Below are 13,842 nucleotides of genomic sequence, written 5' to 3'. Positions count from 1 at the left end.
ATCAACTTACTATTGCTTATTTAATGCGTTGTGTTGAATTTGCTCATCAAGTGGGGCAGCAGGGCGAATAGCAATCTCAGTTACATTCGCAGCATTATTTGCTGAATGAACGCTTGAACCTGTTTCTCGCAAAACTCCAAGCAATTTTCGCATATATTTCAGTGCCGAACGACCTTCATCTCCAATATTTTTAAAGGCTTTACTAATTTCTTCACTTTGTTCCTGTGATTGCTTTGGTTCTGATAACTTTCGATTTTCTGCATTGCTATTTGTTTTTTCGTATTTATTTAGCATATCAATTCCGCTATTTGCGGCATCGATTACTTTATGCAATGTAATAGCAACTTTTTGCTGAATATTTGAGCTAAGTCGTTGCCTTTCTGCGTTAGCTGCAAGTACTTCTAGCTGTTTTTGCTCTTGCTCTAATTCTGTTCTGCGCGCTTTTAGAATCAGCAAATTATTGTCATCGTTTCTGCGGGAATAAGCAAATGCAATGGCCGCAAAACAAATTAACGCAACTATAAAACCAAAAACTAATCCAACGGACGCAAATTGCATAAAGTCATAAAAATTGGTTGTGGCAATATTTGATGTAAAGAATCGTATTGGAGTTTCAGTTTGTGGAATATTTTTTGATGAAATACCAATTTTTACGGCGAAAATAGCAGATTCGGCAAGCACTACTGCGCTAACCCATTGCCATGCGCGTTTTTTACCGTAGAGCACAGCAGCGTAAATAATATTTGGTATGAAAAAATTAGCGAATAAAATATTCGGCAAGAGTATAAGCTGTATTGCAGAAAATACTGCTGCAACAATTGCGCATGCGGTTGGAGCTTTTCTGCGAAACATGAATGGCACCATGGTTGTAAGAGTAAATACTTTATAAAGTATTTGTAATGAAAGCGAGTTGGAATATTGTGAAGACATTCCAACTCCAACAATAAAATCGTAGGTTGGCAGAAAGAGCATCATAACAACCCAAGGTGATGCATAAATAATGTCTCCAATAAGCCAATGTTGTTCAAACCATTGTGATACTTTCTCAATCCTATTTTTTGAAGTATTTGCTTCTGGTAAAACGTATGGCAAAACGTTTGTCAAAACTTCCGATGATGTTGAAACGTTTGCATTTTCCGGTTTTGTTTGTGCTTCTGCTTGATTATTAACTTTTGCATTCTTATGAGTAACGTTATGAATACTATTTAATACAGAAGCAGTACTGTTTGACTGGTCTGCGCTGTAGGAATATGGAATAAAAGCAACAATACTAAACGTTCCATCATTCATTTTTCCATAATCAAGCGTTCCGTGAAGATTTTCAATTCGCTCTTTCATGCCAATCAAACCATAACCGTTTTTATGTGGCGCACCGCTATTTTGCTCTTGATTAGCTTCTAGCTTGTTTATTTCATTTGTAATTTTTAGTGTTAAGCCTTGGTTCTTCCACTGTTCGTGAATGTTTATTTTAATGCCATCTCCTGCATGCTTTCGAATATTAGTAAGAGACTCCTGAACAACGCGGTATGCAACGGTTTGTGCGTCCGCGTTAAGCCTATTTTGAGAATTTATGCCATCAACAGTGTGCCAAAAAATATTTTTAGGAGATGCAATTTTTGCTTGCTCAATAAGAGAAGGCACGTGATTGAAGTCCAATTGACCCGATGGAGCGTCTGTTAAAGCTTCTAGAAGTCGGCGCATATCGTGAACGGCTCGCTCGGCTTCATTTTTAATAATATGCATTGTTTTTTTAGCAAGCGAAATATCTTTGGTTGCTGCATAACGACCACCATCTGCTTGCACAATAATAATAGAAAGCGTGTGGGCAACAATATCGTGCATATCTCTTGCAATTCTTGCGCGTTCTGCAGTAACAGCAATGTGTTGAGCTTTTCGGCGGTACGCGCGAATAGAATTATTGTGATCTTGCAAAAGTTGAATAGTATGCACGTGAGTGCGCTGCCAGTAGCCAATAATAACCGTAATAGTAGTAATAATAATCGCAAAAATTATTGAAGGAATTGCAAAATTAAGTATATTTGAAACGCAATTTTTTATGTTACTACTATTTATATTTTGTACACTACAAGTGTAACTAGCTTTTGAATGATTGTTGCCATATATTGGCCCCATTACGATATTCCACGATATTATTGCGCAAGATAATACTGTTGTTACGTAAGCTGCAATAACAAAAGCTTTTGAATGTTCTGGATTTCCGCGCGCAATAGCATTAACAAGTAGCACGAAACCAAAGAAATCAGCGAAAAGTTGAGTAGAGCCAAATGCTACTTGCACAATGCAAATAACAATAAAAATAGTAGCCGATTGTTCAGGCCATAGTTTTCGGACTGAAAGTAGTAATGCAACAACAATATTGATAAGCGTTACTGTAATAAGCGAACCTTGAGTCAAAAAGCCATCAACGTTGCTTATAACGTAGCGATCGCTTGAAAGCATAAAAAGAATAAACGGAATAATACCCCACAATATATCGTTTAGCGTAAGTTCAGTGCGTAAGCGTTGTATGCAACTGTTAAACGTGTGAGATATTTTCATATTTACTAGGCTAGTGCATAGTACTTTATAGAACAATCAAACTTGAGTATGATTTATAAATAGAGTGTGTAATTGATAGTTGCAATGTAGCACGAAAATAAAGAAAGGGATGGCAAGATGGCATTGCTTACAAGCTATTATGTTCCGGGATTGCATATTGAAGAACGAGCGATTGATGTGCCGCTTGATTGGGAGGGTAACACTCCGGGTGGTGCTATCAAAGGTGAGACTATTCGCTTATTCTGCAGAGTAGTTTGCGCTCCTGAGCATGTGCATGACGATTTGCCGCTGCTTGTGTTCTTGCAAGGAGGCCCAGGCGGGCAGTGCCCACGTCCGCTTTCACCTTCTAGCGATGGTTGGATTCAAGAGGCTATTAAGCATTTTCGCGTAGTTTTGCCGGATCAGCGCGGTGTTGGACGTTCCTCAAGGGTAGATGCTTCAACCATGAAGCGTATGTTGGATGACGGCGTTAGTGTTGAGCGTCAAGCATGGTATTTGAAGCGTTTCTTAGCTGATTCAATTATTCGCGATTTTGAGCATTTGCGACTTACTGAGTTTGATGCGAAGCCGTGGGTGTCTTTGGGACAAAGCTACGGCGGTTTCCTTACGCTTACATATTTGTCACTGTTCCCGCAAGGATTAATTGCAAGCTTCACAACCGGCGGTATTCCTCATGTTCCGGCGAATGCGCGTGAAGTTTACGAACACACGTTCCCGCGTATGGCTCGCAAAACAGAGCAATTCTATGAGCGTTATCCGCAGGATGTGGCTCGCGCCGCTGCTATTGCAGACCGTATTGCTCAAGGAGACGTTATGCTTCCAAATGGCGAAAAACTTACGGTTGAACGATTCCAAATGTTGGGCTCTTCCTTTGGTATGAAACCAAGTTTTGAGCGAGTGCACTGGCTTCTTGATTCCGCTTTTTCTGACGGTGACGGTTCGCTTAAAGCTTTCAAACACGCTGGCGGTTCTGTTGCTGGTAGTTTAAGCGACGAGTTTGTTTACGGTGTCATGGACTCTACAGCTTCTAGTCCACTTTATTGGCCGCTGCAAGAATTTATTTATGCTGACGGTGAATTGGAACACCCAATTTTGTGGGCTGCTCAACAGGTTCGAGAAACTATGCCAGAGTTTTCTGGTTCTGCACGTCCGCTTCTTTTTACGGGCGAAGCTATGTTTCCTTGGATGTTTGATCAAGAAAAAGCTTTGCAGCCATTCTTGCCAGCAGTTGACTGCTTAATGAGCGACAAGCAGTTTGGCAAGATTTATGATCAAGAGCAGCTTGCTAATAATGAAGTTTCACTACAGTCTGCAGTCTACTTTGATGACATGTATGTTGATTCTGGTCTTCAGTTAGATACGCTTTCTCGTATTGCAAACTCCCATTATTGGACAACGAATGAGTTTGAGCATGATGGTTTGCATGGAAACATTGTTTTCCGTCATCTATTTGATGAGGCTTTAAATCGCGGTGATTTAGAGGGAATTTACAAGAGATAAGCCGTATACAAAGGTAATAATTTTAATATGCGCAATGATTATAGTGCACTCTTTGCTATGCTATACATCTGTTTGCTTAGTAATGAGTGCACTACTGTTTTATCAATGCGCTAAAGGGAGTCATGTATGGGTACTTGTGTATCTGGAACTGTTGGTTTTATAGGCTATGGCAATATGGCACAAGCAATCGCTAAAGGTGCGCTGAATGCAGGAGTATTGCAAGGTGAAAATATTGTTGCGTGCGCGCATAATTTTGAAAAACTCGAGCGTAATACTTCACTAATTGGCGCTCGCGCTATGCGTACTGCTCAAGAAGTGTGTGAAGCAAGTGATGTGATTATTATTGCTGTAAAGCCGTATCAGGTTGCTGAAGTGCTTAAGCCAATTTGTGAAGTTATTAATGAACGAGGTATTGCTGTTATTTCCGTTGCAGCCGGTTGGACGCTTGAGCGTTACATGGAACTGCTTGGCAAGAATGCTCATGTTCAGTGCATTATTCCGAATACTCCTATTGCGGTCTGCCAAGGCGTGACTTTAGCTGAAACTACTCATACGCTTAGTGATAGTCAACTTTCAATGTTTAGTGCTTTATTTGAGCCAATTTCTTTGGTAGAGCGAGTGAATAGTGATCATATGAATATTGCAATGTGTATTTCTAGCTGTGCTCCAGCTTTTACAGCAATGTATATGGAAGCATTGGGCGATGCTGGTGTGAAATATGGTTTGCAACGTGATTGTGCTTACCGTTTGGCTGCAAAAATGATTGAAGGAGTAGGTGCGTTATATATGGATTCGCGCACTCATCCAGGGATTATGAAAGATGCAGTGTGCTCTCCTGGAGGAACAACTATTCGTGGCGTTGCTGAGCTAGAATCTCGCGGATTTAGGGGAGATGTGATTGCTGCAGTTGATGCTATTGAAAATAAATAGTAAATAAAATCAAGTTGTGTCGGCTTTCCCGGCGCTGGTCTAAACTAGGTAAATATGTCTTTAACTATTGGAATTGTTGGATTGCCAAACGTTGGTAAGTCCACTATGTTTAATGCTTTAACCCGCAACAACGTTTTGGCGGAGAATTATCCGTTTGCAACTATTGAGCCTAATACTGGTATTGTTCCGCTTCCGGATTATCGTCTTCCAGTTTTAGCTAAATTAGTTAATACTGAAAAGATTGTTCCAGCAACAGTTACTTTCGTTGATATTGCAGGAATTGTTAAGGGTGCCTCCGAGGGTGAAGGCTTGGGCAATAAGTTCCTTGCTAATATTCGCGAAGCAGACGCTATTTGCGAAGTTGTTCGCGCGTTTAATGACGACGATATTGTGCATGTTAACGGAAAAGTAGATCCTGCTGACGATATTGACACGATTAATACTGAGCTAATTCTTGCCGATATGCAAACTATTGATAATGCTTTGCCAAAGCTTGAAAAAGATTTGCGCGGTAAGAAAGTTACGCAAGAATACGTAGACGCTGTAAATAAAGCTAAGGAAATTCTTGAATCTGGCAAAACTATTGACCAGGCTCATAACGAAAAGCTTATTGATAAAAACGACGTGTATGATTTGCACTTGCTAACTGCTAAGCCATTTATTTACGTGTTTAACGTGGATGATTCGGAGTTGGCTGATGAAGATTTAAAGTCTAAACTTTCTGCATCTGTCGCTCCTGCAAAAGCAATATTCCTTAATGCTCAATTTGAGTCCGAACTTACTGAGCTCGACGAAGCAGATGCTCGTGAAATGCTTGAAGATGCTGGTTTGAAGGAATCTGGTTTGGATCAGCTTGCTCGCGTAGGATTCGATATTTTAGGTCTTCAAACCTATTTAACTGCCGGTGTTAAGGAAGTTCACGCCTGGCAGATTCATAAAGGCTGGACTGCTCCACAAGCTGCTGGTGTGATTCACACTGATTTTGAGCGTGGATTTATTAAGGCAGAAATTGTGTCATATGATGATTTTGTTGCTGCTGAAGGATCTATGGTCAAAATTAAAGAGGAAGGCAAGCTTCGTCTTGAAGGCCGTGATTATGTTATGCAAGACGGCGATATTGTTGAATTTAAGTTCAACGTATGAGATTGTTTGCGAAAATAAAAGCAGTATGATTCATATTTAATATTGCTGAATTAATAAGTGAAAAAATATTGCTTTTTGCGCGTTGCATCTAATAATTTCCTGCTAAACTATTGGATGCAACGCTTTTGCATTTATATAGGAGACATAATGCAGTTTATTCGTAACATAATGAATGACATTAAAAAGTGCATTCGCATTGCTGCGAAAATGCGCAACTGGTGGAGGAGAAGCTCTAAAGCTGCTCGTATTACGTCTTCTGTTTTATTAGCTTCTTTGCTGATTGCATGGTTGTGCTTTATTATTTTCGAAACTGTTAATATGGTTTCTTACTCGTCTAGATACAGCGCAAAATTGCAGAATTCTGTATTAATTCAGCGCGAAAAAAATGCTTATAGTGACAATCTTGGTAATAAAGACAATGAGGTTGCTGAGAATAAGTCGTTTGAAAAATATTTCGATAAATATTGCAAACAAAAGTTAGATAAATCAACGGTTAATCATGTTTTTTGGAAACATCCTACTGGTGGTGAATATCCAAATCTTTCAGGGGTTAAAGTTTCTGACTTAAAAGTTAATGTGGACTTAAAAAAGCAACGAGTGCATATTCTTGCCAATGGTAAAACTGTATATACAATGATTATGAGTTCTGGAATGGGTGATTCCACTCCTCATGGTGATTATCACATTAATATGCGCGGAAAACATTTCTTTAATCATGAGGAAAAAGTTGGTGCTGATTATTGGGTTGGTTTTATTGGTGGAGAATACTTATTCCATTCGGTTCCAACGCGCTACAACTTTGGTGAATATATTCCGTCGGAGGGCATGAAACTTGGTAAGCCTGCTTCGCATGGTTGTGTGCGTTTAAGTGTTGCGGATGCCAAATGGTTTTATAAAAATATTCCTGATGGAACGGCTGTGCATATTAGATAGATTTTTCAAGAATACGCGAAAATAAATTATCGAGAATATAAAATGAGGATCTTCAAACGAAGACCCTCATTTGTTAAGCAAAACTATTCTGTAATGTTTTATTTAGAAGAACAGTACTGCAGCTGCATAAGCCAAAGCAACTAAAACAATAGAAGCTAGGAAGCTTGCTGCAAATGCTGCGCGACCTTGCTTGAAAATAGCTCGGAAGTTTACGTTAATTCCAAGTGCAGCCATAGCCATGCCAAGGAAAACGTATCCTGCTTCTACAAGAGTTGATGCGTGTGCCGCTACGAAAGGAACGTAAGTTCCAATAACAGATGCTGCAATAAAGCCAAGCATAAACCATGGGAAGCTAATCTTATGCTTTCCGCCATTTTCAACTTTGCTATGACGAGCATTCCACCAAATTGCAATAAAGATGGAGGCTGGAACGAGCATAAGAACTCGCGAGAGCTTCATGATTGTTGCAACATCGATACTATTGAACGCTCCGCCAGCTGCAACAGCATGTGCAATTTCGTGAAGTGATGCACCTGCTGTAATGCCAAGCTGCTGCTTAGTCATGCCAAAGTTAGGCAGGATGAAAATTTCAGCAAGAGCGTAAATAGTGCCCATAATTGCAACTGTTGCAACAGCCATAACTTCGTTCTGTTCTTTCTCATCTTCCTCTTCTGGAAGAACTGGCATTGAGCCAGAAAGACCCATAACTGCAGCAGCTCCACAAATACTTGTGCCTCCTGCTGTAAGCATTGCAAGCTGAGGATTTACTTTCAAGAGTTTAGCAATGTTATAAGTTACGCAAACCATTATTGCAACTAACACAGCTGCAATAGGCAAGCATTTAATGCCCTTGGTAAACAAATCATGCAAATTCAGCTTAAATCCGAGGAGAATAATACCTAGGCGAAGAAGTTTGTTTGCAATCAAACCAGCAGCGCTTTTAACGCCTGCTCGCCTTGAATCATTATTCATTTTGTACACGTGCAATGGCAGCTGCAGAGCCATGCCAACAAGCAACGCAATAATAAGAGCACCAAGTAATTGGAAACCTGGGTACTGCTTAAGCCAGCTGCCAATAAAGGAAGCTAGAAGTGTCAATACAGCAATAAGAGCCATATCGATGGTGCAGATTTTCTTTTTCCATGTATCAAAGAAATTAACCATTTAGCCAAGTATTCTCCCATAATCGGACAAAAACGAACATAAATTAAAAAAATTAAGCAAATTTTATATAATTTTGCTGCAAATAAACGCGACACGCCGACATAAAATCACATAATCGAACATAATAACTCAATTTATATCGCAGATATCTTTTGCTAGTAAATAATTCCTTGAAAAAATAAATAAAGCTGCGATTATGGTAAACGTATAAAGGAGATTTTATGAACAAGTGCACTGTGAAGATTAAGCGTGTGTATGAAACGATTAGTGAAGATGATGGTGTGAGAGTCTTGGTTGATAGACTTTGGCCGCGTGGTATAAGCAAAGAATATGCTCATATTGATAAATGGCTTAAAGATATTGCTCCTACTTCGCAGTTACGCAAGTGGTTTAATCATGACCCGGAGCATTTTGAAGAATTTTCACATCGTTATGTTGAAGAACTTGATTCAAATCATGAAGCTGTTGGTGTGATTATGGATTTGTTTAATAAGTATCAAACTATAACTTTGTTGTATGCTGCAAAAAATCCAAAAGTAAATCACGCATTAGTTTTGCAAGAATATTTACAAAAATTACTTGCTTGAGTATGTGTTTACTAATTTTGCGATTGTTTAACTTTGCCTAACTTTAATTATTTTATAAACATAAGTTAGTAAGTATCAACTTTAGTTGGTGTTCGTTGCATTCTTTTCAACACGCCGACCTTGCTTGATATTCCAACAAAAATAAAAAACAAAACTGTAATTTTTTTCTTATGCTCGACACTTTCGTTTTGCGACATTAGAATGTCCCTTTGGCATATGGGTCGGTGGTGCAATGGACCTCCCAGAAGCTGCCATCCCAGCGCTCAATGAGTGCTTGTTTTTTTAGCGACACTTGTTTTACACAACATTTTGCATAGCTTGTTTTTGCAAGGAGAAGAAATGAATTCATTATTCACGTGGCAGCTTCACGGTAATGGCAAAACGTTAAAGCCTGGTGAAGTTGTAGAGCCAGACGAGCGTTTAACTTGGACTCGTACTGCTGGAATTGGTGCTCAGCATGTTATTGCAATGTTTGGTGCTACGTTCTTGGTGCCTATTCTTACGGGCTTTGATCCATCAACAACATTGATGTTCACTGCTATTTCTACAGCACTGTTCTTACTTATTAACGCAAATAAGCTTCCTAGTTATCTGGGAAGCTCTTTTGGTCTTATAGCACCTGTTATGGCTGTAACAACAGCTCATAAAGGTATTGCAGTTGCAAGCTTTGGCATTATGTGCACAGGTTTGCTTCTTGCTCTTATAGGTGTGCTTGTACATTTTGCAGGAGCTAAGTGGATTGACATTATTATGCCACCTGTCGTAAACGGTGCAATCGTTGCAATTATTGGTTTTAATTTAGGACCTGCAGTTTGGACTAACTTCCAGAAAGCTCCAGATACAGCTCTTGTGACATTAGTTGCTGTAATGCTTATTGCTGTAGTATTTCGCGGTCTTCTTGGTCGTTTAAATATTCTTTTAGGTGTTCTCGTTGGTTACGCTTATGCATGCTTCCAAGGTCAAGTCGATTTTAAAAAGATTGAAGAAGCTTCTTGGATTGGTTTTCCTAAATTCCACACGCCACAAGTTGATTTCTCTGTTCTACTTATGTTCTTGCCGGTAGTACTTGTTCTCATTGCAGAAAATGTTGGTCACGTAAAGTCTGTAGCTCAAATGACTGGTCGCGACTATGACTCTAAGATTGGAACTGCATTATTCGCAGATGGTTTTGGTACAGCTATTGCTGGTTTATTTGGCGGCTGTGGTACCACCACGTACGGTGAAAATATCGGTGTTATGGCTGCAACAAAGGTTTATTCTACTGCAGCTTATTGGTGTGCTGCAGCTTTTGCTTTTATATTGAGCCTTTGCCCAAAGTTTGGCGCTGTTGTAAATTCAATCCCAGCTGGTGTTCTTGGTGGCGTGACCACTTTGCTTTACGGCATGATTGGCATGATTGGCGTAAGAATCTGGGTAGAAAACAAAGTTAACTTCGATAAGCCAGTGAATATTATGATTGCTGCAATCGTTATGATTATTGGTATTGCTAACTTCCAGTTTGCTATTTCTGGAATTCAGTTCAACGGTATTGCAATCGGAACCGTTGTGGTGTTGGTTGTATACCACTTACTGAAGGCTATTGGAAAGCTTACTGGTACGATTGCTAAAGATGATCCTGATGTTGCCTAGCTTAAATACTCCAATTTGATTTAATTTAATCGCTTTAAGCGCGTTCGCATTAACTTGCGAGTGCGCTTTTTGTAATTAATTTTGATTACATAATATATAGATTGGGAATAATTAGTATAGTATCATTAACCTTATGTTGAAGCTCATCATAGAAGTAATTATTGGCATTATGTGGGTTGTTGCTGGTGCATATATGGCTAAAAATAATAAAAATAGTAAGAGCAGTGCGAGCAATAAAAGTAACAAAAATGTACAGACTATATTCTCAATGATGATGAGAAAGATAACAACAATAAGCTTAAGAATGAAAGAAATTGTTCTATGAAAGTTAATCTGAATTTTGCAAAATTTACTTATACTGCAAAAAAGTGGAAGTGGATTCTTGCGATAGTAGTGTTAATCGTCGCGTTTGCTGTAGCTGCAATATTTGCTCTCGCAAGGTTCATAACTGATTGCATGTGGTATTCACAGCTTGGATTTGAAAGTGTTATTTGGATTCAGCTTGCAGCAAAAGTGGGCGTTTGGGTGCTTTATGCAATATTAATGTCTGCTTTTGGATACTTGTCTGCAGCTTTGGCAATAAAAGCGCGTCCAAGCAATGCAGATGGAACTTATATTCGAATTAAAGGCAATGTTATTGATTTAAAGCAGGGAATTAGTTCAAAGCTTGCTTTGCATGTTGCAGGAATTTTTTCATTGATTGTAGGCGCAGTATTTGGATTTAAATTCTACAATCATTGGGCGCAAATTTTGTTAATGTTTAACGCCCAACCTTTTGGCATTAAAGATCCGCAATTTGGAATTGACAATGGCTTCTATGTATTTGTGCTTCCAGGATTAAGGTTATTTATAAATGCATTTGTGCTTTTATTGGTAATATCTCTTGTTTTCTCTATTATTACGCACATTCTTATGGGAGCAATTCGTTTTAATATGCCTATCGATGGTAAAGGCATATTAAGTATTACAAAACGAGCACGTAGACAAATTTCTGTATGGTTTATGCTTGTGATTTTGACATGGGCACTTCAACAGATTTTAGACATGTTCGCTTTAGTAACTCTTGATGGATCTCGAATTACAGGTGGCTCATACACTGACATGAATGCTGGTGTTCCTGGAAGCATAGCAATGGCAGTGATAACAGTGTTAGTTGGTTCTGTTATTGCATTTTGGTTTATGAAATCTCATGCTTTATCTGTAGAAGCACCAATTTCAGTGCGTTTTAAAACAGCAATTAAGGCATGGAAAACACCAATTATTGCTTTAGTTTTTATGATTGTTTGCTCAATTGTTATATCTTTCGCTTGGCCGGCACTTGTGCAGCGATTTAAAGTTGCTCCTAATGCTCAAGAATTGGAAGCTACTTATATTCAGCGTAATATCGATGCAACAAAGTTTGCTTACGGGCTAAATAACGTAAAGAAAGAATCGTATAACGCTACTTCTAAAGGTAAATCAGGTGCATTATCAAAAGAAGCAGAGTCAACTGCGCAAATTCGTTTGTTAGATCCACAAGTTACGTCTCCAACGTTCCGTCAATTGCAGCAATCGAAGCAATATTACACTTTCGCAGATACGCTTTCAGTTGATAAATACGATATTGACGGTGTAAGTCAAGATACGGTTATTGCTGCGCGCGAGCTTGATTTAGCTGGCAACGATAATCGAAACTGGGTTAATGATCATACAGTTTATACGCATGGCTATGGAATTGTTGCAGCTTACGGAAATAAAGTAACAACAGATGGACAGCCACAATTTATGGAGTATGGTATTCCTGCTCAAGGCAAACTTACTAAGTCACAAAAGTATGAACCGCGTATTTACTTCTCACCAAATGCTCCTGAGTATTCTATCGTTGGTTCTCCAAAAGGGACATCTCCATGGGAGTTTGATTATCCGACTGGCTCTCAAGGTGCTTTAACTACTTTCAAAGGCAATGGTGGTCCAAGTTTAGGAAACTTCTTCTCTAAACTTTTGCATGCAATTAGATTTGAGTCTGATCAGATTCTTTTTTCTGACCGTGTGACTTCTGAATCTCAAATTTTGTATGATCGTGATCCTAAGACACGCGTGTCTAAGGTTGCTCCTTACTTAACTTTGGATGGTCGAGTTTATCCTGCAGTAGTAGACGGTCGCGTTAAGTGGATTGTTGATGGCTATACTACTTCTGATTCTTACCCTTATTCTCAAATGACTGATTTTGGTAAGGTAACTCAAGATTCCACAACAACAACTTCTCATTCTATTAAAGGGTTGACAAATCAGCGCGCAAACTACATTCGTAATTCTGTGAAAGCTACAGTTGATGCTTATGATGGATCTGTTGATTTGTATGTGTGGGATACGAAAGACCCTGTGATTAAAGCATGGCGTTCAATTTTCCCAGGTCATTATCATGACATTTCTAAGATTTCTGGCGATTTGATGAAGCATTTGCGTTACCCAGAAAGCTTGTTTAAAGTTCAACGTCACTTATTAGCAAAGTATCACGTCGATACAGCAAGCCAATTCTTCTCTGGAGAAGACTTCTGGCAGATTCCTGTTGATCCAACTGAATCTCAAAAAGCACAAAAAGAAGATATTTTGCAACCTCCATACTATTTGACTTTGCAAACTGGAGACGCAAAGAAACCAGTATTTTCGCTTGTTTCTACTTATATTCCGGCAGGTAAAAGTACTCGTGAAATATTAACTGGTTTCTTGTCTGTTGATTCAGATGCGGGGGATACTCCTGGAAAGATTGGTCCAAATTACGGTAAGATTCGTTTGCAAGAATTACCTAAAATATCTAATGTTCCAGGACCTGGTCAAGCTCAGAATAATTTCAACGCTAATGCAAATGTTTCTAAAGAATTGAATTTGCTTGAATCCGGTTCTACTAAAGTTAAGCGCGGCAATTTGATTACATTGCCTCTTGGCGGTGGGCTGGTTTATGTAGAGCCCGTTTATGTGCAATCTAGCGGTTCTACTAGCTATCCTTTGCTTAAGAAGGTGTTAGTTGCGTTTGGAGATCAAGTTGGATTTGCAGATACGTTAGATGAAGCACTTAATCAAGTATTTGGCGGAAACTCGGGCGCTTTGGCTGGAGATGCTTCTAATAATTCTTCTTCAAACAATGCTGCTGAAAATAATGAATCTAAGGATGCTGATTCTAAAGAAGGTACTTCTAAGGAAAATGAGTCTACGAATTCAGAAAAATCTCATTCTATGAGCCAAAAAGCTAAAGAAGCACTTAAACGTGCGGCTCAAGCATTAAAAGATTCTGATTCTGCTATGCGATCCGGAAACTGGGAAGCTTACGGAAAGGCACAAAAAGAGTTGAGCGATGCTATTAATGAAGCAATGAAAGAAGAATCAGGTAAGTAAGTAGGTTTTCGTTAATATATCAGTT

Annotated in this window: 9 protein-coding genes; 7 read left to right on the top strand and 2 right to left on the bottom strand. The window is 39.0% G+C overall.

Annotated elements, in window-relative coordinates; genetic code table 11:
* Positions 1–9: 9 nt before the first annotated feature.
* Positions 10–2,559 carry a sensor histidine kinase gene (locus HXT39_RS03710; RefSeq protein WP_076002791.1) on the bottom strand — a complete coding sequence of 850 codons (2,550 nt, stop codon included), beginning with the start codon at positions 2,557–2,559 and terminating at the stop codon, positions 10–12.
* Positions 2,560–2,676: 117 nt separating this feature from the next.
* On the opposite strand from HXT39_RS03710, the gene HXT39_RS03705 reads away from it, so the two are divergent.
* From HXT39_RS03705 to HXT39_RS03690, 4 genes are all read left to right on the top strand, one after another.
* A complete protein-coding gene (locus HXT39_RS03705; RefSeq protein WP_064621612.1) occupies positions 2,677–4,059 on the top strand; it encodes an alpha/beta fold hydrolase in 1,383 nt (460 codons plus the stop codon).
* A 126-nt stretch (positions 4,060–4,185) separates the two neighbouring features.
* Positions 4,186–4,989, top strand: coding sequence for a pyrroline-5-carboxylate reductase (gene proC, locus HXT39_RS03700; RefSeq protein WP_064621611.1), 804 nt, complete (start codon positions 4,186–4,188; stop codon positions 4,987–4,989).
* Between the two features lie 54 nt (positions 4,990–5,043).
* The gene (gene ychF / locus HXT39_RS03695; protein WP_004111381.1) at positions 5,044–6,132 is read left to right on the top strand and encodes a redox-regulated ATPase YchF; all 1,089 of its coding nucleotides are present in this window, start codon (positions 5,044–5,046) and stop codon (positions 6,130–6,132) included.
* A gap of 147 nt (positions 6,133–6,279) precedes the next feature.
* The gene (locus HXT39_RS03690; RefSeq protein WP_103013989.1) at positions 6,280–7,065 is read left to right on the top strand and encodes a L,D-transpeptidase; all 786 of its coding nucleotides are present in this window, start codon (positions 6,280–6,282) and stop codon (positions 7,063–7,065) included.
* Between the two features lie 102 nt (positions 7,066–7,167).
* Here HXT39_RS03690 and HXT39_RS03685 read toward each other — a convergent pair whose 3' ends face one another.
* Positions 7,168–8,229, bottom strand: a complete 1,062-nt coding sequence (locus HXT39_RS03685) for a YeiH family protein (RefSeq protein WP_033888753.1) — start codon at positions 8,227–8,229, stop codon at positions 7,168–7,170.
* A gap of 221 nt (positions 8,230–8,450) precedes the next feature.
* Between HXT39_RS03685 and HXT39_RS03680 the strand changes: the two genes are divergently transcribed.
* The 3 genes from HXT39_RS03680 (at position 8,451) to HXT39_RS03670 (ending at position 13,817) form a co-directional block, all read left to right on the top strand.
* On the top strand, positions 8,451–8,816 hold the full coding sequence (locus HXT39_RS03680; RefSeq protein WP_012914086.1) for a DUF488 domain-containing protein: 366 nt from the start codon (positions 8,451–8,453) through the stop codon (positions 8,814–8,816).
* Between the two features lie 339 nt (positions 8,817–9,155).
* Positions 9,156–10,445: a uracil-xanthine permease family protein gene (locus HXT39_RS03675; protein WP_004119362.1), complete on the top strand. Its 1,290-nt coding sequence runs from the start codon at positions 9,156–9,158 to the stop codon at positions 10,443–10,445.
* Between the two features lie 321 nt (positions 10,446–10,766).
* Positions 10,767–13,817: a UPF0182 family protein gene (locus HXT39_RS03670; protein ID WP_064621638.1), complete on the top strand. Its 3,051-nt coding sequence runs from the start codon at positions 10,767–10,769 to the stop codon at positions 13,815–13,817.
* Positions 13,818–13,842 lie beyond the last annotated feature (25 nt).

Origin of the sequence: Gardnerella sp. DNF01159, from assembly GCF_049244215.1 — a bacterium.
GTDB classification, from domain to species: Bacteria; Actinomycetota; Actinomycetes; order Actinomycetales; family Bifidobacteriaceae; genus Bifidobacterium; species Bifidobacterium swidsinskii.
The sequence above is the reverse complement of the archived record's forward strand: the minus strand, read 5'-3'. Positions and strand labels throughout refer to the sequence as shown.